The organism is Siminovitchia thermophila (assembly GCF_016909185.1).
Lineage (GTDB): Bacteria > Bacillota > Bacilli > Bacillales > Bacillaceae_C > Siminovitchia > Siminovitchia thermophila.
Genome location: NZ_JAFBFH010000038.1, coordinates 22,576 through 45,314, shown reverse-complemented (window position 1 = coordinate 45,314; position 22,739 = coordinate 22,576). Strand labels below are relative to the sequence as shown.

The 22,739-nt window shown below is 42.9% G+C and carries 27 protein-coding genes, 1 tRNA gene and 1 riboswitch; of the genes, 19 read left to right on the top strand and 9 right to left on the bottom strand.

Annotation, left to right across the window (positions count from 1 at the left end; all coding sequences use genetic code 11):
• The 7 genes from JOC94_RS19660 to JOC94_RS19635 form a co-directional block, all read left to right on the top strand.
• The coding region (locus tag JOC94_RS19660; RefSeq protein ID WP_205180113.1) for a helix-turn-helix transcriptional regulator at nucleotides 1-213 on the top strand (213 nt) is incomplete at its 5' end.
• A 110-nt stretch (nucleotides 214-323) separates the two neighbouring features.
• Nucleotides 324-455, top strand: coding sequence for a hypothetical protein (locus tag JOC94_RS23260; protein WP_260842199.1), 132 nt, complete (start codon nucleotides 324-326; stop codon nucleotides 453-455).
• Nucleotides 456-479: 24 nt separating this feature from the next.
• On the top strand, nucleotides 480-1,070 hold the full coding sequence (locus JOC94_RS19655) for an HNH endonuclease signature motif containing protein (RefSeq protein ID WP_144469100.1): 591 nt from the start codon (nucleotides 480-482) through the stop codon (nucleotides 1,068-1,070).
• Entirely contained in the window at nucleotides 1,067-1,291 is a 225-nt protein-coding gene (locus JOC94_RS19650) for a hypothetical protein (protein WP_144461148.1), read from the top strand. Before JOC94_RS19655 ends, JOC94_RS19650 begins: the two co-directional genes overlap by 4 nt.
• Before the next feature lie 4 nt (nucleotides 1,292-1,295).
• The gene (locus JOC94_RS19645; protein WP_144461149.1) at nucleotides 1,296-2,006 is read left to right on the top strand and encodes a hypothetical protein; all 711 of its coding nucleotides are present in this window, start codon (nucleotides 1,296-1,298) and stop codon (nucleotides 2,004-2,006) included.
• A gap of 20 nt (nucleotides 2,007-2,026) precedes the next feature.
• Nucleotides 2,027-2,473 (top strand): hypothetical protein, encoded by a 447-nt coding sequence (locus tag JOC94_RS19640; protein ID WP_144461150.1) that lies wholly within the window; start codon nucleotides 2,027-2,029, stop codon nucleotides 2,471-2,473.
• On the top strand, nucleotides 2,473-3,285 hold the full coding sequence (locus JOC94_RS19635) for a hypothetical protein (RefSeq protein ID WP_144461151.1): 813 nt from the start codon (nucleotides 2,473-2,475) through the stop codon (nucleotides 3,283-3,285). The genes JOC94_RS19640 and JOC94_RS19635 overlap by 1 nt, the downstream gene beginning before the upstream one ends.
• A gap of 182 nt (nucleotides 3,286-3,467) precedes the next feature.
• Here the strand turns inward: JOC94_RS19635 and JOC94_RS19630 are convergent, their stop codons facing one another.
• From JOC94_RS19630 to JOC94_RS19620, 3 genes are all read right to left on the bottom strand, one after another.
• Complete coding sequence (locus JOC94_RS19630; RefSeq protein ID WP_328799814.1) at nucleotides 3,468-4,301, bottom strand: helix-turn-helix domain-containing protein; 834 nt, start codon at nucleotides 4,299-4,301, stop codon at nucleotides 3,468-3,470.
• 126 nt (nucleotides 4,302-4,427) lie between these two features.
• Nucleotides 4,428-5,447, bottom strand: a complete 1,020-nt coding sequence (locus tag JOC94_RS19625) for a tyrosine-type recombinase/integrase (protein WP_205180112.1) — start codon at nucleotides 5,445-5,447, stop codon at nucleotides 4,428-4,430.
• Between the two features lie 146 nt (nucleotides 5,448-5,593).
• Nucleotides 5,594-5,666, bottom strand: a tRNA-Arg gene (locus JOC94_RS19620).
• Between the two features lie 167 nt (nucleotides 5,667-5,833).
• Here JOC94_RS19620 and JOC94_RS19615 point away from each other — a divergent pair.
• Nucleotides 5,834-5,977: a hypothetical protein gene (locus JOC94_RS19615; RefSeq protein ID WP_171973774.1), complete on the top strand. Its 144-nt coding sequence runs from the start codon at nucleotides 5,834-5,836 to the stop codon at nucleotides 5,975-5,977.
• An 82-nt stretch (nucleotides 5,978-6,059) separates the two neighbouring features.
• Here JOC94_RS19615 and JOC94_RS19610 read toward each other — a convergent pair whose 3' ends face one another.
• Nucleotides 6,060-6,821: an N-acetyltransferase gene (locus JOC94_RS19610; protein WP_077109508.1), complete on the bottom strand. Its 762-nt coding sequence runs from the start codon at nucleotides 6,819-6,821 to the stop codon at nucleotides 6,060-6,062.
• A gap of 298 nt (nucleotides 6,822-7,119) precedes the next feature.
• Between JOC94_RS19610 and JOC94_RS19605 the strand changes: the two genes are divergently transcribed.
• The 5 genes from JOC94_RS19605 (at nucleotide 7,120) to JOC94_RS19585 (ending at nucleotide 11,646) form a co-directional block, all read left to right on the top strand.
• On the top strand, nucleotides 7,120-7,326 hold the full coding sequence (locus tag JOC94_RS19605) for a hypothetical protein (protein ID WP_077109509.1): 207 nt from the start codon (nucleotides 7,120-7,122) through the stop codon (nucleotides 7,324-7,326).
• A 1,316-nt stretch (nucleotides 7,327-8,642) separates the two neighbouring features.
• Nucleotides 8,643-9,413, top strand: a complete 771-nt coding sequence (locus JOC94_RS19600; protein WP_077109511.1) for a VOC family protein — start codon at nucleotides 8,643-8,645, stop codon at nucleotides 9,411-9,413.
• 107 nt (nucleotides 9,414-9,520) lie between these two features.
• Nucleotides 9,521-9,961 (top strand): Hsp20/alpha crystallin family protein, encoded by a 441-nt coding sequence (locus JOC94_RS19595; protein ID WP_077109512.1) that lies wholly within the window; start codon nucleotides 9,521-9,523, stop codon nucleotides 9,959-9,961.
• On the top strand, nucleotides 9,945-10,235 hold the full coding sequence (locus JOC94_RS19590) for a hypothetical protein (RefSeq protein WP_139345525.1): 291 nt from the start codon (nucleotides 9,945-9,947) through the stop codon (nucleotides 10,233-10,235). Before JOC94_RS19595 ends, JOC94_RS19590 begins: the two co-directional genes overlap by 17 nt.
• Before the next feature lie 205 nt (nucleotides 10,236-10,440).
• Entirely contained in the window at nucleotides 10,441-11,646 is a 1,206-nt protein-coding gene (locus JOC94_RS19585) for an iron-containing alcohol dehydrogenase (protein WP_077109513.1), read from the top strand.
• A 4-nt stretch (nucleotides 11,647-11,650) separates the two neighbouring features.
• On the opposite strand, the gene JOC94_RS19580 is transcribed toward JOC94_RS19585, so the two are convergent.
• Complete coding sequence (locus JOC94_RS19580) at nucleotides 11,651-12,235, bottom strand: beta-class carbonic anhydrase (protein ID WP_077109514.1); 585 nt, start codon at nucleotides 12,233-12,235, stop codon at nucleotides 11,651-11,653.
• A 118-nt stretch (nucleotides 12,236-12,353) separates the two neighbouring features.
• A riboswitch (PreQ1 riboswitch) is annotated at nucleotides 12,354-12,400 on the top strand.
• Between the two features lie 88 nt (nucleotides 12,401-12,488).
• Between JOC94_RS19580 and queF the strand changes: the two genes are divergently transcribed.
• From queF to JOC94_RS19560, 4 genes are all read left to right on the top strand, one after another.
• Nucleotides 12,489-12,986, top strand: a complete 498-nt coding sequence (gene queF / locus JOC94_RS19575) for a preQ(1) synthase (protein ID WP_077109515.1) — start codon at nucleotides 12,489-12,491, stop codon at nucleotides 12,984-12,986.
• 1 nt (nucleotide 12,987) lies between these two features.
• Nucleotides 12,988-13,623 carry a queuosine precursor transporter gene (locus JOC94_RS19570; RefSeq protein ID WP_077109516.1) on the top strand — a complete coding sequence of 212 codons (636 nt, stop codon included), beginning with the start codon at nucleotides 12,988-12,990 and terminating at the stop codon, nucleotides 13,621-13,623.
• A 125-nt stretch (nucleotides 13,624-13,748) separates the two neighbouring features.
• Nucleotides 13,749-14,282, top strand: coding sequence for an NfeD family protein (locus JOC94_RS19565; RefSeq protein ID WP_077109517.1), 534 nt, complete (start codon nucleotides 13,749-13,751; stop codon nucleotides 14,280-14,282).
• A 15-nt stretch (nucleotides 14,283-14,297) separates the two neighbouring features.
• Nucleotides 14,298-15,836, top strand: coding sequence for a flotillin family protein (locus JOC94_RS19560; RefSeq protein WP_077109518.1), 1,539 nt, complete (start codon nucleotides 14,298-14,300; stop codon nucleotides 15,834-15,836).
• Nucleotides 15,837-15,931: 95 nt separating this feature from the next.
• Here the strand turns inward: JOC94_RS19560 and mreBH are convergent, their stop codons facing one another.
• Nucleotides 15,932-16,939 (bottom strand): rod-share determining protein MreBH, encoded by a 1,008-nt coding sequence (gene mreBH, locus JOC94_RS19555; RefSeq protein ID WP_077109519.1) that lies wholly within the window; start codon nucleotides 16,937-16,939, stop codon nucleotides 15,932-15,934.
• A 781-nt stretch (nucleotides 16,940-17,720) separates the two neighbouring features.
• On the bottom strand, nucleotides 17,721-18,236 hold the full coding sequence (locus tag JOC94_RS19550) for an acyl-CoA thioesterase (RefSeq protein ID WP_077109520.1): 516 nt from the start codon (nucleotides 18,234-18,236) through the stop codon (nucleotides 17,721-17,723).
• A 192-nt stretch (nucleotides 18,237-18,428) separates the two neighbouring features.
• Between JOC94_RS19550 and JOC94_RS19545 the strand changes: the two genes are divergently transcribed.
• The gene (locus tag JOC94_RS19545; RefSeq protein WP_077109521.1) at nucleotides 18,429-18,626 is read left to right on the top strand and encodes a hypothetical protein; all 198 of its coding nucleotides are present in this window, start codon (nucleotides 18,429-18,431) and stop codon (nucleotides 18,624-18,626) included.
• A 586-nt stretch (nucleotides 18,627-19,212) separates the two neighbouring features.
• On the opposite strand, the gene JOC94_RS19540 is transcribed toward JOC94_RS19545, so the two are convergent.
• Together JOC94_RS19540 and JOC94_RS19535 are read right to left on the bottom strand one after the other, a co-directional pair.
• Complete coding sequence (locus tag JOC94_RS19540) at nucleotides 19,213-20,445, bottom strand: aminopeptidase (RefSeq protein WP_077109523.1); 1,233 nt, start codon at nucleotides 20,443-20,445, stop codon at nucleotides 19,213-19,215.
• A 71-nt stretch (nucleotides 20,446-20,516) separates the two neighbouring features.
• Nucleotides 20,517-20,954: an Rrf2 family transcriptional regulator gene (locus tag JOC94_RS19535; RefSeq protein ID WP_077109524.1), complete on the bottom strand. Its 438-nt coding sequence runs from the start codon at nucleotides 20,952-20,954 to the stop codon at nucleotides 20,517-20,519.
• A gap of 213 nt (nucleotides 20,955-21,167) precedes the next feature.
• Between JOC94_RS19535 and hmpA the strand changes: the two genes are divergently transcribed.
• Complete coding sequence (gene hmpA, locus JOC94_RS19530) at nucleotides 21,168-22,388, top strand: NO-inducible flavohemoprotein (RefSeq protein WP_077109525.1); 1,221 nt, start codon at nucleotides 21,168-21,170, stop codon at nucleotides 22,386-22,388.
• Nucleotides 22,389-22,739 lie beyond the last annotated feature (351 nt).

Sequence of the window (22,739 nt, the reverse complement as noted above, 5' to 3'; positions counted from 1 at the left end):
AACAAGGTGAAAGCTATTAGGCATTATCTTGGCCTGTCTATGGCGGAGTTTGCCAAGCGTCTCGGTATTTCAGTTGGTACCGTGTGTATTATCGAACAAGGTGGTCGGGACGTGTCCGATTACGTAAGGGCAAAGTTAGCGCGCCTCGAAATGGAGCTTGACGAGGATTTTTATTTGTTTATGGAAAAATTTACTCAGAAGCCCCCATACTAATTAAATTTTAACACTTTCGGAGCATTTGTCAAGAGGAAAATTAAAATACCCGATGATGCCCCGTACGCGGCCGGAGGGTAAGCGGAAATTTTAACGGAAGGAGCGAGAGAATGAGGGAAACACGGCTGGACGCCCTTATATCGTATCTCCGAGCATTGGCGGAGCTAAAAAAGGCGGGCCATCATGTAACGCTAGAGATTAACGATATTTTACGTAAAATCGACGATCAACTAAAAAATTAAAAAAGCGAAGGAGAGATTGAAAGATTGAAAGACAATACTAAACGCACATGCCGTTTATGCAATGTGGAGAAACCGCTGGAATTATTTGAGGTTGACAGCCGCGTAAAAGGCGGACGTACTCACCGTTGTCGAGAGTGTAAGTACACACTAGATGATCGAGCAAGTCGGACATTTCGGGGGTTAAAAAGAAGGGCGCAAGAGGACGGAATCCCTTTAGAGGTAACACGCAAAGAGTTACAGGCGCTTTATATGGCTTTCGACGGAGAGTGTATCTACTGCGGAACAAAAGAGGACGAAAACGGGCGCGCTCATCATATCGACCATGTAATACCGGTTAGCGATGGAGGCAGACATCACATTTCGAATCTCGTCTTATCATGCCCTTCTGATAACTCGAGCAAAGGAAACAAGCCGTTAATTGCGTTCTTCTTCGAGAAGAGAGGCGACCAATTTACCGACGAACGGTTCGTGAAACTTGTCCATTATCTCGCGCTTGTAAACGGTCAGCCAGTCGAAGAAATCACTCGAGATTTTACCCAACGATACGCTGAATATGTAATGGAAGAGTTTAGTAGATGGTGCGATAAGGCAGCGGAAAGGTTGGCGGTAAGTTGAGTTATTATTCCAAACCGGAGCAAGAGACGCTTTACCTATACGATGTTGCCGCGGGACATTGGCGGGTTTACTCAACATACCCGCCTCATATTCGGCAGTTAATCGAACGGGCTGCAATTCATCGGACGGAAGTTGACGACGAAGGACGAATTATTGCGGTCGAAGGTATAGCGGACAGAAACCAAGTACGCCTATTCAAGCCTTTAATTTCGAAGGAGTGAGCGAATGTTTTGTGTTTATGAGGAAAAGTCAATCTCGCATCAAACCGAAAGTCATATTCGCCAATTTAGGGAAAGTCGGAATGGCCATCTCGCTCCAATGTTCCGGGACAATCGGGCAATTATCGAAATAGACGCCAACGAGCGCTACATTGTCCGCAATGATTCCGGCGAGGTTTATTTTATCGGGCAGGGCTACGACGAAGCGATAAAGCGGATCGGACATGCGGAGCCAGCAGCCAGTATCGAAGTCATGAAGGACGGCAAGCATTACACCGGCGCCCAATATAAGCAAGATACCGCGCCAACCGTGTTCCTCGTTGCTTATTCGGTCAATAGTTCTAATGGCGTTTTATTCGTCGGGATGGACGCCAAGAAAGGCAATCAGCATCTCGGTAGCTGGCAATTTATCGGGAATGAGAACGAGGTATCCGCGGAGATTCGCGAGATTGTCGAGGAAATGGGCGAGCGTGATAATACGGCTATTCGCTATGCCTGGCGCGATATTGAAGAACTGGCCGACTTAAAAGGCGCTAATCTAAACGTAGGCAAACTGGACTTTACTGCGGTGCGAGCGCGAGCTAGAAATTTGAAAGCGAGGATAATTAATGAAACAACTAAGTCAGCCGAAAAGGAAACCACGAAGCAGGCGAAGAAAAGTAAGGTAAAGCTAAAAGACGGCAAGTTTGACGTGATGTCACTTTATCGAATTAATTAAAAGAAAAGAGGCTAAAAAATATGGCATATCAAGAACTCGTACAAAAAGCGGAGCAAAGAAAAGCACAGGAAAAAGAACAATGGGAGGTAAAGCGGGCGCAACTAGAGCGTGAAAAACTCGATACAATGGCGATAATTAGACGATATGATAATACACCACGCCCATTTCGCGACGTAACAGACAGCGAGTACAAGGCGGCTAGTTCTCGTTTAACGCAGATATCGACGGAAATCAGCGAGGGCGATTACGAAGCAAACAAGCCCGTTAATCCGCTGGACTATATGACGAAGGCGGAATTACAGGCGGCGCTAAAAGAATTGACAGACGATGTACACCAAACCGAGGCGCAGGCGGAATATAAAAGGGAAACGGGCTATAACTTCACGATTCCACGCAAAGACAACCGCAAACTTGCGGACATCATGGCTATTCAGACGAGATTACAAGCGATGGAGGACGATAATTAATGTTAAAATCACTTCGGGAATTTTACGATTGGCAGCAGACGAAAAAGAAATCTTACGAAGAAATGACGAAGCAAGAGACGGAACTAAAAGACAAATTAGCGGAGTTGGATAACGACAGACTAGGCGCGCTTGCCGACGGCGACGAAAAGAAACTCGAGAGAGTGGACAAGGAAATCGCGAGTACCAAACGTAAGCTAGAAATCACGGAGTACCAACGGAAAGCTAAAATCGAGCATGATCCGCAGGAGTGTTTGCCGTTCGCGGAAAAGATACGAAAGGAAGCCGAGCAGACATTCGAGAAGAAACAGAAAGAGGACGAAGAACTTCGAAAGAAAATCGAAGAAACAAAGCGAACATATTTAAAGCTAGTGGCGGATCACCACTCTTTAGTTTCCGAATGTTCTAAATTGCAGAACGAAGTCAACGAAGCGATAAGTCCGCTCGAACTTTCGTTAAAGCGTGAATCAGAGCGACTGCGCGGGCAAGCGCAAGAACTCGACCGTAAGCTATTCGATATGGCCCGGCCCACGGGCGTTCATAATGACGAAGCTATTACCGGTGAAATGTCGAGATTACAGAAAGAAAAAGCGGAAGCAATACGGAAAGCTAACGAAATTGAAGCGCAGACAAAGCCGGTAAAACATTCGGTGCGCCCGCTCCGAGAACACGTATTATCGGGCATAGGAAGTCCTTATTTTATACATGAGGACGAGCAACTAAGCGCAGCAAAAGGCGAGTTAGGTAAATTCGAAATGGCTACGCCGACGAGCGGACAAAGTGAGTTTGGTAAGGATATGGCTAAACGGAAATAATAAAACGCTGGTGCGCTGGGTATATCCCCTTTTGCCTATCACCGATAAATTACCTTCGCATTAAGGGCTGGCTTCGGCTGGTCCGTCTTTTTTACATACTAAACACATTTAATAAACCGCATAAGGGCGTGCTTAATCCGCCAATTACTGAAGTAACGCTACTTAGGTCGGTACTTGAGTAACTACCACGGCATATGCAGTCCGCCTAGCTCGTCCATTTCTTCGAAGTATAGCTTATCTAGCATCCGATCAAGTACGCCATTAAAATAGCCCGGCAAATTGCGGATATTCTTCGTCTTTGACGCCATGACAGCGACATGTAACGCACTATAGCCGACCTGTTCTACGTCTACCTTATCGAATGCATTACCGCGCAATAAAGGCGTGCTGTGAGCCTTGTAAACGCCATACAAGCGACTTATTAGGCGTTGATTGCCTTCGCCAATGGTTTGGCTTATGAACGCTTTAAAACGGACGTAGAACGGCTTAGGCTCGTCCGAATACGTATCTGTAAGATTATTATTTAGTTTTAAATAAGTAATAGGTTCGTTCTCATTTTCGGACGGCTCAACGCTTGTTTCCGTAGGCGTTACGTCGCTAGACCGAGTGGACAACTCCGACTGGACAACATAAGGCAATATGCGGTAAATGTTCGCACCATAGCCGCCGGAAACTACGCGCATGACCGTTACTTTTTCGATGATATTAAACTCGATCAGCTTCGCAATTGCACGCCGAATAGTACGGCCAGTCTTGCCTATGGCTGCCGCGATTGTAGCCGTTTTTAAGTGAGCCACGCCCGGATACTTGACGCTGTAACGCGCAAGCATCATAAGGACATCGCGAGCCGTATCGTTCAATTCGTATGTATGGCGGCTTAAATGCTCGGCTATCGCGTCGTTTAACTGCTGCTTATTTTCGAATGTTTGATAATCGGATAAATAGCGCATACTTAGCGGACTCCTTCCGGAAGCCCCTCGCAGACTAGAAACATATGTTCGGTAAACAGCGCGCACTTAAATAAACGTTGCATATCTGTCTTTTTTTAGATATACTAACGATAACTTAATGATATTGCGAACCCGTTGGTGCGGGTGTGCGCGCTGCCTTCCGTAGTCTAGTCTGCGGAGGGCTTTTTTATTTTATCGATGTTTGTTTCTTAATCGGACAATCGGACTATAAAGCGAATGTTGACTTTGTATATCTACGCCCGTCATTTGTACATACTTTCGCGTCGTCTGTATATCGGCATGACCGACAATACGCTGTAACGTAAATATGTCACCGCCGTTCATAATATAATCGCGGCAAAACTGATGCCGTAAGGCGTGCGGGCTTACTCGCTTTTCTATGCCGGCCAAGTCTTTATAAATTCGCAGACGCGACCGGAAAGAATTCGAATTATACCTCTCTCCGAAATTAGATAGAAATACATACTCGCTATCAAAATGAACCTTATTTTCAGTGATTAATTCGAGCAGTAATTTTAAAACGGTATTCGATAGCGGAATGATCCGCGGCTTTCGGTTCTTATTCTTCGATGCCGGAAGCATAATCGAACGTGTTTTAAAATCAATCTCGGAAACCTCTAAGGAAAATACCTCGTTTACTCTCATACCGGTATCCAAAATCAAACTCATAGCGACCTTATCTCGAAATTGCGCGTATTCCCGAACGTCGGGTGCGTCTAATAGTTTTAATATCTCTTTATCGGTCAATGGCTCGAACGTATCCTCGTCGACGCGCATCAACTTAACGTTTGCTGCCGGATCTTTGTCGATCAATTCCTCCGTGAATAGCGCTCGAAAGAATACTTTTAAGAAACGTATTCGAATATTAACCGTATAAGGTGATAGGCCGTAACCGCCCGTTTTATCGTTGAAGCGTTCTTCACTTAGATAAACGGAATACTCCCGAATCATCCCGGTTGTTATGTCGTCTATATAAGTTACATCGGGGTAAGCCTCGGCCAGCCATTCAGTAAAGTATTCGAACAATACCGGATAATCTTCCATTGTACGAGGTCGTAGTCCTTCCGTTTTCTTTAACGTGACGAAGTAATCGAAAGCCTGCTCGATTGTCATACCATATTCGGCCGGCTTCTTCGGATCAGTCCTGCGGCTAACAATACGTTTGCCTTTACGTCCTTTTTCAGACAACAAAAAACGCCCCTTCCGTTTAATCTCGTAATAAGAGATAACGAAAGAGGCGTCTTTGTTCGCCTTCTAATCGACGTGTAAACCGTGTGCCTCCGTCTAGCCTTACGGATGCCTCACCGGCTTATAAACCTTGATATGACGCTATTTAGCGGCCCCGGCAGGAATCGAACCTGCGACGCACGGTTTAGGAAACCGACGCTCTATCCTCTGAGCTACGGAGCCAAGTTGTTATTCATAAATGACCTTTTCTATTATAATACACATTATCTTTGTTGAAAAGTCCAAAATGATATATACTATAAAATAGACAAACGGAAAAGGATGTACATCCTTGCTTTTCAGTTGTGCGCAGATGAAAAGCGGACAATGTATGGGTGGAGGAGATGTTTATGCAACTGGGCGTACTCATTGGCTTGTCTATCCTTCTTGGTGTTATCGCCGTATTTTTAATATACTTCCTTGGCGGTGCGCTAGATTCGGAAGATTCCAAAAAAATAGATGAGCTACCTTCTGATCAACAAAAAAGTGGCTGATCAAAAACCGCCTGCGGTATAATATTGCAGGCGGTTTTTTTATATAATATGATCTTCAAATCTTCTATTGGTCGGTTATGGACTAGCCGGCTGCTAATAGTTTTGTTAATAATTTGTCAAATTTGTTTGGACTGATGATTTCGTGTGTAATGTATTTTCCATTATAGAACAAACCAAATGTTGTCCAGATTGTCGGTGCATTTTGTGCTTCCTCTTTAGTGGTTATCCTAACAGTTTTAAAAGGGATTCCTTTGTTTTCTGCTATTTTTCCCAGCTCGTCCAATATGCCAACAGCAAATGGACACTGAGCGGTGTAATAAATGGATATGCCTTCGTCATCGAAGAAAGTCTTTAGTTGTTTTTTAAAAGAAGGTAAAACAGCTTGTTCATTCCATCTCAATGCCACTAACTGGAAATAAGGTTCTGTTTGGTCCGCCAACTCAAAACCCATATGTTCAAAGAAACGTTTATCGCTTAAATATGGATATTTTTTCTTTCCCACAATGTGCACAATCCCATCCATGCCACGATTAATCGCATCTTCTTTGCAATGTGCTAGCAATTGCTTGGCATATCCGTTATTTTTATGGCGGCCTGAAACCCACAAGCAGTTGATATACATATAATTTGGTGCACCAATAGGAACCCATGCCATTTCAGCAGGCAAGTATTCTATAAATACTTTTGCACGCTCATCTAAACGGTAAAAAACTAATCCTTCTTCCATTCGTTCTGTCAGCCACTTCTTTTTCTCACTTACTGCGTGTTCGTACTGTTTTGCCCCTAATGCGCAGCATATATGTTCGGATTCGATATTCCTTTTTGTTATTTGAACAAATCCCATTGTTCCATCTCCAAATTCATTATTATAGATTGTGATTTTCTCTAAGACGTATGTTACTCCTATTATAACTTTGCCCGATAATGGAAGCAAACATCATATGGAGTCACGCTGTGAAATGGACAACTGTAATGATCATGAAGCTTGAATTTGCCGCAAAGATGATCGGAAGAGCGGAGCAAAAGGGACACTGGTTCATGATGCCATAACGGATCCCAGTCATGCCCCTAAACAAAGTAATGACGTTAAGACTTTGATAAAAATGTGGTGACAACCGGCAGAAAGAGCAGGCAAAAACAACATGCTCTTCAGCTTCAACAAATGCCAGAGCAACGAAACCCTGATTGAAAGCAACCTAAAGCAACATGATTTGAAGCTCGCACCATCATTGAAAGAAAATGATTGGAAACAAAAAATTGTTGTTGGAAGTCAGGGAACGAGCGTGGCTGCCGGAGAGAAAAAAGCAGGAGATTCTTTGCGTGGTTTTCTCGAAGAAAAAAGAGACTAGATAAAATGAAGAGGGCGGCATTACCCAACAAACGGGCCATTGTTTAAGAAATGTATGAGAAGATGATTATATTCAGCGGAATTTCATAATGAATCACACTCCTTTTGGTTGAATCACTTAAAGGGGTAACTTATCGACAACTATCTATAATTTTTGTCTACTCCTTTCTTTAAAAACATTCTTGTAAACTAATTATTGGAAATAATCGTACTATTAATGCAATATAAATCTTAAGGGATTAGTCAAATTATTTCGCGAATAAAAAAGGATGTTGTAAATGAAAATCAAGGTTACATTTTTGATCATTTTTCTCGTTGTTTCCGTTTTATCCCGCATGTAAGGTGCCGTAAGCCTCCCACTTCAAAATCTTGAGTGAATACAAGAGAAAACGGCACCTAAATGCCCGATTGGTTCAACTAACATTCAGTAGGAGATGGAAGAAAACACCTACTGAATGAAGTTTCACTTTATCCCGCATGTAAGGTGCCGTAAGCCTCCCACTTCAAAATCTTAAGTGAATACAAGAGAAAACGGCACCTAAATGCCCGATTGGTTCAACTAACATTCAGTAGGAGATAGAAGAAAACTCCTACTGAATGAAGTTTCACTTTATTTGCTTACATATTTTTGTTTGCTTATAAACAGAAACCACTTACTTTTGTGGGGGCAAGTGACAATTGGAGTATACACTATGAAGTGAATGAAAAAAATGGCTGTCGAGTAAGCAGTGGATACATTAAATATGTTGGGAACGGATCTATTCCAGAGGTGTTGGAGTACTCTATTTATCGTTCAACAGGAACAGTTCCATTAGAGAAAAATGGCGTTTTTACGTTACCGTATAGTGGGTGTACTGACGTAAGCAAGAATTCGGATATTAAAGCAACCATAAAATGGGATCATCAATCAGAAACGATACCCTTAACAATCCAATGATATTACTGAAGAGGATATATAGGCCATTTCAAAAATTGTGTACGGTAGGCTTATTGCCAGCGAGGTTGCTATAAAATGATCAAGCCTATTTAAGGAGATTATGTATAATGGCCTATTTGGTTGCGAATATACTCTGGCCTGCGGTAATGAGTCCGTTTTGAGATATGATACAGAGCCTAAGCACATTGTTCCGGTATAGATAGCAGGTGGCGGTACAAGATTGGGAAAGGGACGCATCAAAAAACGGCGCTACATCAAGGATTTGTGGATTTTGAGGAGCCAGCAATTCGTAATTGTATCTCTTTTAAGCTTTCTCTCGTCGTCAATCTGTCCTTATAAACTCTGATACAATGATAAAAAAGTAAAGGAATGGTGATTCAATGGCTGCATTGGTTTTTGACCATATCGTTCATTTTATTGACCGCGATCCGTCAGCGGCCATTTTTGAATGGAAGAAACACGGTCTTCATGCTGTGAAAGGGGGATCGCATCTTCAATGGGGAAGCTGGAACAGTTTGCTCTACTTCGGGCTTTCATATGTGGAATACTTGGCGATAGAACATGATGCGATTGCTCGAACTTCCAGCAATCCTTTAATACAACAAATGAACGAAGATTTACAGAAAGGGGAAGGATTCGGAACGATCTGTTTTAGAACGCATAACTTACTATCGCTTCGTGAACGGCTCGTTGCTTCAGGTTTTACACCCGGAGAAATAGTAAACGCGGAACGGATAAGAGAAGACGGAACGATGTTGCGGTGGAAAATGATGTTTGTGGAAACTCCATCTTTCACGGTCCGCTATCCCTTCTTCATCCAATGGGAACAGGATGATTCGGACAGGTTCAAAGAATTTTCTGAGCGGGGAATGATCCCGGAAAAACAGCAACATTTACACGTAAACAAAATTGATTATGCTGTCCCATCACCTGAAGAGTACGCTGCTCATTGGGGAAAATTGCTGCAATCGCCGGAACCATCTGTTGTTTTAGATGAGTTTTACAAGAAAGAGGCCATTTTGCTTCAGGTAGGAAACGTGGAATTGAAGTTTATACAAGGCAAAGCAAAGCGTCCGATCGCTATTCATGTAAATCATTTTAACATTAAAAAATCAATCGAACTGTTTAACGGCCTTTATGTATTTTACTAACTGAACGATCATTTCTTATGTTTCATTTGTGTTGACATCGGGTAAAAGAGAATTGAAAGGCTCTCTGCCTTTTTCCATGAATAACTAACATGGGAGGAGATGGAAAAATGTCTTTAGTACCATTTGACCCTTTTCGCCAACTGGACAATATGAGGAGAGATTTAAATCGGTTATTTTCGACGGACTTTGGGATGGACAGGGAGTTCGGCATACCGAAAGTGGATGTGTATGAAACGGAAAACGAAGTGGTAGCCACATGTGATCTTCCCGGGCTGGAAAAGAAAGATGATGTCCAGATTCATATCAATGATCAGAACACGCTGACGATCAGCGGAATCATCCAACGCTCCAATGAGATTAAGGAAGACAGAATGCACAAGCAGGAGCGTTTTACAGGTCGCTTTCAGCGGACGATCCCTTTGCCGTCACCGGTATCGTTGGAGGGCAATGCAAAAGCCACCTATAAAAATGGGGTACTCGAAATTCGAATGCCGAAAATGCAAGATGACGGTCAAAACAGAAACAAAATCGATGTTGATTTTCATTAAAATAGAAGCCGGAGGAGCAGCCTCCGGCTTTTTCTTTATTTACAATGGGAAAGTCTGGATTTTATTCGTACAACAACAGCCTGGTGTTTCCCAGCTTCAGCATATTTTTCAAGGGTGTCGATCACAAAGTCGTTTTGACGTACTAGTGCAGGAGTGCAAGCGACTCGACTTGTCAAAGAAAGCTAGGAACAACATCATCATCGTACGAGAAAAAGCGCAAGCTGTTTGTGGACGTTGCTGCTGGGCCTTGCCAACAGACCGCTTTCGATCTTGAGCTCTGTTTTCGTTTCTTATCAGTGAAGTTTAAAGGCTCCCAAACTAAGAATGCCCCGTCGGCATGCTCCAAATCTTATGGGCCTAACCCACCCGTTTGATGTCATTGCCTATGTTCCCGGTACTTCGCTAAACGGCCACTTGCGCTTTTCTTGTGAGAAAGGTTAAAATATTCAGTATATATTCAAATTCAGGGAGGAAGGTAGATGTATACATACGCAAGCTTTTCCATGCCGCCTGTTATTATTTACGGAAGCCATGCTTTTGAAAAAGTGGGTGAACTAACAGCAGAGAGAGGAAAGAAAGCACTTATTGTAAGTGATAGGATCATGGAAAAGCTCGGAAATGTGGAAAAATGCCGGCATTATTTGACATCCTCCGAAATATCCAGTGTTTTATATCTCGATATCGATTCTGAGCCGACTGATCGCTACGTGACCGAGGCGCTCAAACTGTACATCGCTCACGATTGTGACGTTATTGTCTCCCTTGGAGGAGGCAGCTGCATTGATACAGCGAAAGCGGTCGGCGTTTTGGCAACAAACGGGGGCAATATTGGGGATTACATGGGTGGAAAGAAGCTTGCAAAAAATGCGCCCGTGCCCCATATCGCCATTCCAACGACAGCCGGTACAGGCTCGGAAGCAACAGATGCGACAGTGATTACGAATACTTCCAACCACGTCAAAATGATGATAAAACAGCCGGCTTTTATGCCTGCGTGTGCCATTGTCGATCCTATTTTAACGGTGTCATCACCGAAAAATGTGACAGCCGCTACAGGAATAGATGCTTTAAGTCACGCCATTGAAGCATACTTATCAAAAAAAGCGCATCCCATGACAGATATGTATTCGTTGTCGGCGATGAAACTGATAGTGGAATATATTGAAAGCGCTTATCGCGAAGGGGACAATATCGCTGCACGTGAAAAGGTGTCCTTGGGTTCTTTGCAGGCTGGGATTGCTTTTTCCAATGCTTCGGTTTGTTTGGTTCATGGCATGTCCCGGCCGATTGGGGCCTTGTTTCATGTTCCGCACGGCATTTCCAATGCCATGCTTCTCCCGGCCGTATTGGAGTACAGTAAAGATGCCTGCGTTGACAGGCTCGCAGATTTGGGAAGAATCTTTGAAAGGGACAAAGCCTTCACCAATGAAGAGGCGGCTGAAGTGGCTATTGCCTCGGTGAAAAAGCTTTGTGCCCGGCTGGACATTCCCAACCTGAAAAGTTGGGGAATAGAAGAGGGGACCTTCAGACAATCCTTGGCCAAGATGGCGAAGGATGCGATTGACAGCGGCAGTCCGGCCAATCATCCAAAGGTGCCGAGTGTTGAAGAGTTAATGGAGCTTTATATGGTTTGTTACGATTATCCGTTTGCAGTGCAGGAAATCAGTGGCAAACCGCTTCATTAATCCATTATGTTTGGTCATTGGCTTTTACATTCTCATAACCATTGACGACCAAATCAAGCTTGCCTGTAACGGGATCAATCACGAGCCCGTGAACCGGAATTTCACCCGCCATTAATGGGTGATTTCGAATCATATTGACACTGTGTTCAACGCTTTGTTCCACGCTGTCAAACCCTGTCAGCCATTCATCCAGGTTGATGCCGGCGTTTTGGATAATATCCAATGTGTCCTGTTTAATGCCGCGAAGTTTCATTTTCTCTAGAACTTGATCACTTTCGATAGCGCTCATGCCGCAATCGTGATGACCAATGACATAAACTTCATCCGCCTTTAATTCATAAACGGCAATAAGCAGGCTCCGCATAATACTTCCAAATGGATGGGTGAGAATAGCTCCCGCATTTTTTACCACTTTTACGTCACCGTTTTTCATATTCATTGCCTTATGGAGCAATTCAACGAGGCGCGTGTCCATGCATGTTAAAATAACAAGTTTCTTATCTGGGAATTTTGTTGTTGCATAAGCTTCGTACATTTTTTCTTCAATAAATGTTTGGTTGTATTTAAGGATTTCATTTAATAAGGACATGATGATCTTCCCTCCTAAGGCAATATTGGATTGAAATATAAATTCATTTTACAGAAAATGATGGTGAAAAAAAAGTTTGACGTTCTGTTTTGCATTTTGTATGATGTTGGAAGATATGTTGGGAGAGGTTCATAGCGTCAACCCTCTATAAAAAACTATGGCTAATAAGAATCGCCATATCAGTTAGATATGGCTTTATTTTTTGCCCATAAGTTGAACCTCCTCCCAAAAACTATTTAGGGAGGCTTTTTTTATGACTGAAAGACAGGAAGATCGTTTAAAAGATTTGAAGCTCTTGGGAAACAAGGAAACGAAATACTTATTTCATTACTCACCGGAAGTGTTGGAGGCGATTGATAATTTGCATGTAAACCGCGACTATTTTATTAAATTTAACTGTCCGGAATTTACATCACTGTGCCCTCAGACACACCAGCCGGATTTTGCCACGTTGTATATCAGTTATATTCCGGATACAAAAATTGTGGAGAGCAAGTCGTTAAAATTGTATCTGTTCAGCTTCCGGAATCATGGAGATTTTCATGAGGACTGTGTCAACATTATCATGAACGATTTGATTCAATTGCTTGATCCTCGATATATTGAGGTGTGGGGGAAGTTTACGCCAAGGGGCGGGCTTTCGATCGACCCTTATTGCAATTATGGAAGGCCGGACACGAAATACGAACAAATGGCCGAATATCGCTTGATGAATCACGATATGTATCCTGAAAAAGTGGATAACCGCTAAAATGCTTTTTTATTTAAACGGAGCGTTTGTCGGCCTGTTGGTTTTGTCCAATATATTGGCGGTAAAACTGATTAGCATTGGAAATTGGGTCGTCCTGCCGGCCGCTGTGATCATTTATATCTTTACTTATCCGATTACCGATACGATTACGGAAGTATATGGAAAGGAAGCTGCAAAGCAAACAGTGATGGCGGGTCTTATTACGCAAATATTGGCGGTTATTTTTATATATGTCGCGATCAAGCTGCCCGCGGCACCTTTTTATCAAAATCAAGCTGAGTTTGAAGCCATTTTTACTTCTGGATTCCGCGTTACGATTGCCAGCTTGGTTTCCTTTCTCATCAGCCAAAATTTGGATGTGGCATTGTTTCACAAGTTGAAAGAACGGCACGGGGATAAAGGTCTTTGGATTCGGAACAATGCATCAACGATGACGAGTCAGCTGGTAGACACAACTATTTTTATTACAATTGCCTTTTACGGAACGATGCCTGTCGGGGCACTCGCCGGGCTTATTTTGACCCAGTATTCCTTTAAATTTGTAATGGCCATTTTTGATACGCCATTCGTTTATTTGCTCGTCCGCTTGTGCAGACGAGAGTTTCAAAGAAAATCGTCACTCCACAAATTTTCATGAGGAAAAATAAAAACTTTTGCAAAAAATGAAACGAATGACTAATCAATTACGTATATAGATTATCGGAATGATAGAAAAGGTGGGATGTTCAAAAAAATAAAATATGATAAAAGGAATGAGTGTCGATGACTCTTTTTGGTATGCCGATCGAGACGGTTTATTTAATATTATTAATCGTTTCAGGAAGTCTAAGCATTTTATATTTATTATTTGGAGATGTGCTGGAAGGAATTGGCGAAGTTTCCCCTTTTCTCCACCCTGTTCTCATCTTTGCTTTTATCACTTTTTTCTCAGCCGGAGGATATATTCTCGAAACGACCACGCCTCTAAACAGCATGCTGATTGTGGGAATTGCCGCTTTTGCCGCTCTGCTTTTGGATACCCTTCTTAACGTATTTGTACTGATTCCACTATCTTCTGCTGAACAATCGTTAAGTTATACGGAACAATCATTAGAGGGAAGAATCGGGAAAACAATCATTCCTATACCGAAAGAAGGATACGGGGAAGTCATTATCGACAGTTACAGCGGAAGTATTTCCAAGCCTTCAGCCAGCTTTGAGGAAGCTGCTGCAATTCCAGAAGGAACTGAAGTGCTTGTCGTTGAAGTAAAGAATGGTGTTTTATATGTTGTTCCTTACAAGAAAAATTTTACATAAAGGGGGAATAAAGTAATGGGAGTTGGCGTTTGGATTGTTGTCGGCATTGTTATTTTCATACTGGTTGCCTTGCTTGCTATCATCATCACGAAATACCGTACGGCGGGTCCGGATGAAGCTTTAATTGTAACAGGAAGCTATTTGGGAGGGAAAAATGTTCACGTCGATGATGCGGGTAATAAAATTAAAATCATTCGTGGCGGAGGAGCTTTTATCCTTCCTGTTTTTCAACAGGCCCAACCATTAAGCCTTTTATCGAGCAAACTTGAAGTAACAACACCTGAAGTTTATACAGAGCAAGGCGTGCCGGTCATGGCAGATGGAACGGCGATCATTAAAATCGGCGGCTCCATAAGCGAGATCGCAACCGCCGCTGAACAATTTTTGGGAAAAACGAAAGAAGAGCGCGAAAATGAAGCGAAAGAAGTATTGGAGGGACATCTCCGCTCCATCCTCGGTTCCATGACAGTCGAAGAAATTTATAAAAACCGCGACAAATTTTCCCAGGAAGTACAGCGGGTAGCTTCACAAGATTTGGCCAAAATGGGATTGATCATCGTCTCATTTACTATCAAAGAAGTTCGCGATAAAAATGGATACTTGGATTCACTTGGAAAACCCCGAATCGCCCAAGTAAAACGGGACGCGGATATCGCAACGGCCGACGCGGAAAAAGAAACGCGGATTAAGCGGGCGGAAGCGGCAAAAGAAGCAAAGAAAGCGGAGCTTGAAAGGGCGACGGAGATTGCTGAAGCGGAAAAAATCAATCAATTGAAAATGGCCGAGTTTCGGCGCGAGCAAGAGATTGCCAAGGCGAGCGCGGACCAAGCGTATGATCTTGAATCTGCCCGCTCCAAGCAGGAAGTAACCGAACAAGAAATGCAAATCAAAATTATTGAACGTCAAAAGCAAATAGAATTGGAAGAAAAAGAAATTTTAAGACGCGAACGTCAGTATGATTCTGAAGTGAAGAAAAAAGCAGATGCCGATCGTTATGCGGTTGAGCAAGGAGCGACGGCCGAAAAAATGAGACAAATTGCTGAAGCGGATGCCCATAAATATCGGGTGGAAGCTACCGCTAAAGCAGATGCTGAGCGCGTTCGGCTAGATGGAATCGCCAAAGCGGATGCCGAGCGAGCGAAAGGGGAGACCGAAGCCGAAGTGATCCGCCTGAAAGGGATTTCCGAAGCGGAAGCAAAACGCAAAGTGGCGGAAGCTTTCGAACAATACGGACAGGCGGCAGTTCTCGATATGGTTTTGAAAATGCTTCCTGAATATGCCAAACAAGTCGCCGCCCCTCTTGGAAATATTGATAAAATTACCGTTGTTGATACAGGCGCAGGCGGTGATGGCGGAGCGAACAAAGTGAGTGGGTACGCCACAAATCTGATGGCCACGATGCAGGAGACACTGAAAGCATCTTCGGGAATCGATGTGAAGGAACTTTTGGAAAACCTTTCCGGCAAAAATACGTATGACAGCCTGGTCGGAGGGACATATGATTTGAGAGGCGCGAAAGAAGAAACAGAAACCACTCAAGGGGAGACTGTATAACGCATAGAAACCATGTTACGGAACTATGGAACGAAACCATGGTACGGAAAGTTGATTTCCGTCCATGGTTGTTTCCTATTTTCGTAGTGTTACTCTTATTTTCCAGTTGTTTGCAATTTATTAATAAATCGCAAGGCCCGGCCAGTTCCGACAGCCACTGATTCGAGCGGATTCGGGGCAATATGGACGGGAACGATGATTTCATCACTAAGCCATTCTTTCATGCCGTTTAACAGGGCTCCGCCACCGGATAAAACGACCCCATGGTCAACAATGTCACCGCTCAATTCCGCCGGACAATTTTCCAGTGTGGCCCGGATTGCTTCTAAAATATGAAGCAATGATTCTTTTATGGCTTCCTGAATTTCGGTTGACCTAAGCGTAATGGTTTTTGGCAAACCTGTAACGAGGTCGCGACCGCGAACGGCCATTGTTTGTTCTGGATGTTCAATCAAGGCGTAACCAATTTCTATTTTAATATTTTCCGCTGTTCTTTCACCAATCAGTAAATTATATCCTTTCCGCACATGCTGGATAATATTTTCATTCAAGAGGTCTCCGCCTATGCGGACCGTGTTGCAATTAACGACTCCGCCGTACGAAATAATGGCGACTTCCGTGGTGCCCCCGCCGATATCGACAATGACGTTTGCGACAGGTTCTTCAACTGGAAGATCCGCTCCGATAGCAGCGGCAACAGGCTCTTCGATCAAATGGACATTTTTCGCTCCGCAAGATTTGACCGCATCATGGATGGCCCGTCTTTCAACAGAGGTGGCGCCTGAAGGAGTACAAACGACGACATCGGGCTTCCTGATCGCAACACCCACCGTCTTTGCGGCTTTTTTCATCACATGCTTCAGCATTTGACTTGTAATATCAAAGTCTGCAATAACGCCATCACGTAATGGCCGCACAGCAATGATGTTAGCAGGTGTTTTTCCGATCATATCCTTTGCTTCTGACCCCACCGCTATTACTTGCTTCGTATCCGCATTAACTGCAACGACGGAAGGTTCATTTAAAACTATACCCTTATTTTTTGTATGCACGAGTACGTTCGCCGTGCCAAGATCGATTCCGATTTCAAGATTTGAAAACATATGTACCACCTTGCCTTTTTATTATAAAGTCCATGCTTTGCATATATAAAAGTATAATCAATTTGGTACAAGAATTCTTCTTACATATTATGGCAGAACGGCTTTGTTACAGAAAAACAGCTTATGCAGATTAAAAAGCATTGAAATGTAGCGGTTTATGGAAGATCTTCCCGGCGCTTGTTATACAAATTTAACTAATTTGTAATAAGCACTGGTGGAAAGAGAAGATAAGTAGAATTGTTGTTTTGATCATAGGTTTTCAGATGTTTGTCAGTGTGTATATGGCAGCGGCATGAGGTAAATAGAATGTTGTTTTTATCGTAGGTTTTCAGATGCTTGTCGACGTGTATGGCATGAGATGAATGGAATTGGGGCTGGGACACAAGTTAAAAGCTGATTGATACTCGTAAAAATCGTTAGAATAAAACCGCGTGAAATCAAGAGGTACTTACCAGGTTTTCAAACTTGAATTCACGCGGTATATTCATTTTTACAGGGTTCTGTCCCGGTCCCTTTTACGTTCGGGCTCTTTTTGTTCTTCTGTTTTAGGCTGGTTGCTGGAGCTAGAGCTACCGACCAGCCAATGATAATCGGTCTGTCGCAAAATACTAACGAAGGGATAGTTCGCTATCAAATGCGATTGGTTTCTCTGGCAGTTAGTAGTTGTAAGGTTAAACCAATAATGCGAAACGCAAGAGGAGACCGGAAGGGCTCCGTCAATCCAAAAAGATAATCATACATCATAAGGAACTGACATGTGCATGGCTTAAGGTCGCCTGTATTATAATGCAATCTTTGAGAAGAATTCGGCTAATTCCTTGCTTTCCTTTTTTCTTTTTTTACGGTGGGCCGCCCGAGTTTGGGCCGTTTCATGAAGCCAGCGTTCTTCCTCGGATTCGGGAACTGCTTTTGGAACAGGGGACGGATTTCCATTTTCGTCTAAAGCAACGAATGTTAGAAACGAAAAAGCCGCAATGGATTTTTCTCCAGATAATAAATGTTCGGAAACGACTTTGACAAACACTTCCATCGAAGTCCGTCCGCTCCTGGTGACAATTGCTTCCAACGTAACGGCATCTCCAATTCGGATGGGTTTAAAAAAATCAACTGAATCTGTTGAAGCTGTTACGACGGGTTTCCTGGCAAATTTGGTAGCTGCGATAGAAGCCACGTCATCAATATGGGACATTAATTTTCCTCCGAATAAATTGCCGTGATGATTCGTATCAGGCGGTGATACATGGCTTGTCTTAATTGTTATTGTTTCTCTCATCTTTTTTTCAAGTTGCTCAACCATCCTAATCACCTCTAAGTAGTCAAAACTGATCATATTATATCATTGTGTTCAGGCTAGGTAAAAATTTTTCAAAAAAGAAGTTTAAGTATATAAAAATACGGGAATTGTTAAATATGCTTTGCACCTTCATCGGCCATGGACGTCTCTTGTCTCTTTATTTTAGGAATCAATTTATGGATAGGGGGAGATGTCATGATGGACAAGCTGACGAAGAAAATCAGATGTAACCCGGATGGCACATTGCTCATTAGGCGTTGGGATGATCGTTTAGTAGTCAAAGGAAAGACAGAGGAAGGCGCACCGGGAATGAGAGATATACGTTTCCATGGTCAAGAGGAATCTACTGGGGATGATGGCTACAACTGGGAAACAGAACTGGATTATTATTAATGAGGCGAAAGTAGAGTTGTTTCCAAAGAGCAATAAATTGACGAAACATAACAGATCGTGGAAAGAATTGGGAAATCGGGCATATCAGCCCGATTTTTTTATGTAATATTTGCATTGCTTTCCAGTGGATGGTGGAAAGCAACGCTGCAGCCCATATTGGCGGTTTGGCGGGTGGCAAATAAGCAGCAGACAAACCGCGGTGTACCCGCGTATAAAGAAAAATACCCGCGTATAGAGAAAAATACCCGCGTATAGAGAAAAATACTACCCGCGTATAGAGGAAAATACCCGCGTATAGAGGAAAAATACCCGCGTATAGAGGAAAATACCCGCGTATAGAGGAAAATACCCGCGTATAGAGGAAAATACCCGCGTATAGAGGAAAATACCCGCGTATAAAGAAAAATACCCGCGTATAGAGAAAAAAACCCGCGTATAAAGGAAAATACCCGCGTATAGAGGAAAATACCCGCGTATAGAGGAAAATACTCGCGTATAAGGAGAAATACCCGCGTATAAGAGAAAAATACCCGCGGATAACTGATAAGGGTATCCGCGGGTGGTCATGGCAGGTCTAATAGGGTGTTTAAAATGCCCATTCTCCGTTGCGGAAGACAGGTTCACGCTTTCCGCTCTCTGTAATGCCGTCAATGTCCATTTGGTCTGAACCGATCATGAAATCAACATGGGTTATGCTCGTATTAAGCCCTTTTGCTTCCAGTTCTGCCTGGCTCATGTTTTTTCCTCCTTCAAGACAAAAAGCATAAGCGCTTCCGATGGCAATATGGTTCGAGGCATTTTCGTCAAACAGGGTGTTGTAAAATAAGATGTTTGACTGGGAAATGGGGGAGCTGAACGGTACGAGCGCCACTTCGCCTAAATAATGGGAGCCTTCGTCTGTTTCGATCAGTCCTTTTAGTATTTCTTCGCCTTCCTTCGCTTTGACATCGACAATTCTTCCTTTTTCAAAGGTAAGGGTAAAACCGTCAATAATGTTTCCGCCATAGCTGAGCGGCTTCGTATTCGTTACAACACCGTTAACCCCCAACTTGTGAGGCACTGTAAATACTTCCTCTGTTGGCATGTTGGCCATAAATTCATCGCCTTTTTCATTTGTGCTGCCTGCTCCGACCCAGAGATGGCCTTCGGGGAGTTCAATCGTCAAGTCTGTCCCCGGTGCTTTATAGTGAAGCTGTTTATAGCGCTTTTTATTTAAATAATCCACTTTTTCATGGAGCGATTGATCATGCTTTTTCCACGCAGCAATCGGATCTTCCTGATCTGCTCTCGTTGCTTGAAAGATTGCTTCCCACAGTTTATCAATTTGTTCATCAGCAGGAGCATCCGGAAATACTTTTTTGGCCCAATCCGCGGAAGGGGCGGCAATGACGGTCCAGCTTATTTTATCTGATTGGATATATTGGCGGTATTTGTGCAAAGCAGTTCCCGCCGCTTTTTGAAAGTTGGCAATGCGCTGCGGATCTACGCCTTTCAGCAAGTCGGGACTGGAAGAGACCACCGACATAAAAGCGGCACCTTGCTCAGCAAGCTCTTCCATTTCTTTTGCCCGCCACTTTGGAAACTCATGAAAAACTTCGTCTGGAGCCAGATCATATTTTAAACGGGAAACGATGTCATCATTCCAGTTGACGATGACATTCTTTGCCCCGGCCTCATATGCTTTTTTGACGATTAGCCGGATAAATTCAACGCTGTTCAAAGCAGTGTTAATAAAAAGCGTCTGTCCTGTTTGAATATTAACTCCTACTTTGACTGCCAGTTCAGCGTATTTTTCCAGCTGTTCCTGAAAATGACTCATACAACATTCTCCTTTGTGATAAAAATGTATTTTTATCATACCAATATTGGCAGGACAAACCAATTCATCCGTTATTTGATTCCAAGGAGTTCCCGGTAATCATATGGATTTCGAATAATATCTGCCAAAGTATATTCATCCAAAACAGCCAAATAGGAGGAGAGGGCACGATTCAATACATGTTTTAAACCACATACCGGAGAAATAACACAATTCGAAGGGCCATCTCCAAAACATTCCACGAGATTAAAGTCATCTTCGGTCTGTCTGACAATCTTCCCAATATTGACTTCTTCAGGAGGTAGTGCCAGTTTTATGCCGCCGTTACGCCCGCGGATTGTTTGAATAACCCCCATTTTTCCAAGCTCATGAATGACTTTCATCAAGTGGTTTCTAGAAATGCCATACGCTTCCGCAATCTCCGTAATATTGGACAGCTCGTCTTGTTTTTTGGAAGCCAAATATATTAAAACTCGCAATGAGTAGTCCGTATAATTTGTCAGTCTCATCATGATCACCCATTTTAATTTTATCATTTTTATAAAAAATAAGCTTGATTACAAAACATGGATTCAAAATACATGTTATGTGACTAAAATAAGTCTGTATTATGGCAGCTTTTTTACACATCGAAAAAAGGGATTGTGTAGTTGTCAGCTATGTTTTATTGTATACTTAAAGATACATTTAAAATACATCTTTTTAAAAAAGGAGAATGAAAAATGGCACTTTCCCAAAAAACGATTGATGTGGTCAAATCAACTGCTCCTGTGTTAGAGGTACATGGTGTTACCATTACTTCAGTATTTTACAAAAATATGTTCAAAAATCATCCTGAATTATTGAATATTTTCAATCATGCAAATCAATCTCAAGGAAGGCAGCAAACCGCATTGGCGAACATGGTATATGCTGCGGCCAAAAATATCGACCAATTGGAAAACGTCCTTCCCGAAGTTGTACAAGTAGCCCATAAGCACCGAGGTCTCGGGGTAAAACCAGAACATTATCCAATTGTTGGAAAATACTTACTCGGTGCGATCAAGGAAGTGCTTGGGGATGCAGCAACTGATGAAATCATCGATGCCTGGTCAGAAGCTTACGGGGTGATCGCCCAAGCATTCATTGGCATTGAAGCGGACATGTACAAAACATCAGCGGAACAGCCAGGGGGATGGGAAGGATTTAAGGAGCTTGAAGTAATTGATAAAGTGAAAGAAAGTGATGTAATTACTTCCTTCTACTTGAAAGCAAAAGACGGAACAGCACTCCCTTCTTTCGAACCCGGCCAATACATTACCGTTAGGCTTCAGATCCCCGGCGAAAAATATGCGCTAAATCGCCAATACAGCTTGTCATGCGCTCCGGGAAATGATTATTATCGCATTTCGGTTAAAAAGGAAGCTGACCAGGAACCATTTGGGAAAGTATCCAATTATTTGCATGAAAAAATCAATGTTGGCAACGTGATTGAAGCAAGCGCTCCGGCAGGTGATTTTACATTCAATATGGAAGAAACGGCACCAGTTGCTTTTATCAGTGGGGGAGTAGGACTTACGCCTCTGATGAGCATGCTGGAAACTTTGACAAAAAGTAATGAAAATCGGGATGTTACATTTATTCATTCAGCAAGACACGAAGGTGTCCACGCTTTCCGTGACGAGGTAAAAAATATGGTTGACAAACTGGAACATGGGCGCTTCTTATACGGCTATGAACACCCATTTGATCAAACTGGAGGACATCATTTTAGCGGCTATATAACAAAAGAATTTTTGAAGGAACATATTACAAAAGATACGATTTGTTATGTATGTGGGCCGGTTCCGTTCTTAAAAAATGTCGTTCAAATGCTAACAGACCTCGGCATCACCGAAGACAATATCCGCTATGAATTTTTCGGTCCGGCTATGAGCTTGCAAACTAATAAAACTGCTGTTTAATAATATATGAAAAGAGCAAGGATCCGGCTTCATCAGCCGCTTGCTCTTTTTTATGCATTTTCGATTCAAATTTTTATTGCGCCAATCAAGTTATCCCTTGCTGTTGGACTGAAAAAAACCGTATATGCCATTACGGTACCTACCCAAGTCAAAAACGCGCGGCGGATGTAAGGCGCCCGGTGCCCTTGTCTCTTACGATGGAAATGAAGGTTGGACGCATGGCAGCTAACGTGTATTTCTGTACATTTCTTACGACGGAGTGGCAGTTAACGTGTAGTTTCGTACATTTCTTACGATGGGGTAGCAGCTAACGTGTATTTCTGTACATTTCTTACGATGGGGTGGCAGCTA

What these genes read in the sequence shown, in the direction of transcription:
- hmpA (WP_077109525.1), top strand. Translation starts at nt 21,168, where the DNA reads ATGGCACTTTCCCAAAAAACGATTGATGTGGTCAAATCAACTGCTCCT.
- JOC94_RS19540 (WP_077109523.1), bottom strand. Translation starts at nt 20,445, where the DNA reads ATGAGTCATTTTCAGGAACAGCTGGAAAAATACGCTGAACTGGCAGTC.
- queF (WP_077109515.1), top strand. Translation starts at nt 12,489, where the DNA reads ATGACTGAAAGACAGGAAGATCGTTTAAAAGATTTGAAGCTCTTGGGA.
- JOC94_RS19535 (WP_077109524.1), bottom strand. Translation starts at nt 20,954, where the DNA reads ATGAGACTGACAAATTATACGGACTACTCATTGCGAGTTTTAATATAT.
- JOC94_RS19590 (WP_139345525.1), top strand. Translation starts at nt 9,945, where the DNA reads ATGTTGATTTTCATTAAAATAGAAGCCGGAGGAGCAGCCTCCGGCTTT.
- JOC94_RS19580 (WP_077109514.1), bottom strand. Translation starts at nt 12,235, where the DNA reads ATGTCCTTATTAAATGAAATCCTTAAATACAACCAAACATTTATTGAA.
- JOC94_RS19600 (WP_077109511.1), top strand. Translation starts at nt 8,643, where the DNA reads ATGGCTGCATTGGTTTTTGACCATATCGTTCATTTTATTGACCGCGAT.
- mreBH (WP_077109519.1), bottom strand. Translation starts at nt 16,939, where the DNA reads ATGTTTTCAAATCTTGAAATCGGAATCGATCTTGGCACGGCGAACGTA.
- JOC94_RS19560 (WP_077109518.1), top strand. Translation starts at nt 14,298, where the DNA reads ATGGGAGTTGGCGTTTGGATTGTTGTCGGCATTGTTATTTTCATACTG.
- JOC94_RS19565 (WP_077109517.1), top strand. Translation starts at nt 13,749, where the DNA reads ATGACTCTTTTTGGTATGCCGATCGAGACGGTTTATTTAATATTATTA.
- JOC94_RS19570 (WP_077109516.1), top strand. Translation starts at nt 12,988, where the DNA reads ATGCTTTTTTATTTAAACGGAGCGTTTGTCGGCCTGTTGGTTTTGTCC.
- JOC94_RS19550 (WP_077109520.1), bottom strand. Translation starts at nt 18,236, where the DNA reads ATGGTTGAGCAACTTGAAAAAAAGATGAGAGAAACAATAACAATTAAG.
- JOC94_RS19615 (WP_171973774.1), top strand. Translation starts at nt 5,834, where the DNA reads ATGCAACTGGGCGTACTCATTGGCTTGTCTATCCTTCTTGGTGTTATC.
- JOC94_RS19645 (WP_144461149.1), top strand. Translation starts at nt 1,296, where the DNA reads ATGTTTTGTGTTTATGAGGAAAAGTCAATCTCGCATCAAACCGAAAGT.
- JOC94_RS19610 (WP_077109508.1), bottom strand. Translation starts at nt 6,821, where the DNA reads ATGGGATTTGTTCAAATAACAAAAAGGAATATCGAATCCGAACATATA.
- JOC94_RS19640 (WP_144461150.1), top strand. Translation starts at nt 2,027, where the DNA reads ATGGCATATCAAGAACTCGTACAAAAAGCGGAGCAAAGAAAAGCACAG.
- JOC94_RS23260 (WP_260842199.1), top strand. Translation starts at nt 324, where the DNA reads ATGAGGGAAACACGGCTGGACGCCCTTATATCGTATCTCCGAGCATTG.
- JOC94_RS19595 (WP_077109512.1), top strand. Translation starts at nt 9,521, where the DNA reads ATGTCTTTAGTACCATTTGACCCTTTTCGCCAACTGGACAATATGAGG.
- JOC94_RS19585 (WP_077109513.1), top strand. Translation starts at nt 10,441, where the DNA reads ATGTATACATACGCAAGCTTTTCCATGCCGCCTGTTATTATTTACGGA.
- JOC94_RS19605 (WP_077109509.1), top strand. Translation starts at nt 7,120, where the DNA reads ATGCTCTTCAGCTTCAACAAATGCCAGAGCAACGAAACCCTGATTGAA.
- JOC94_RS19545 (WP_077109521.1), top strand. Translation starts at nt 18,429, where the DNA reads ATGATGGACAAGCTGACGAAGAAAATCAGATGTAACCCGGATGGCACA.
- JOC94_RS19635 (WP_144461151.1), top strand. Translation starts at nt 2,473, where the DNA reads ATGTTAAAATCACTTCGGGAATTTTACGATTGGCAGCAGACGAAAAAG.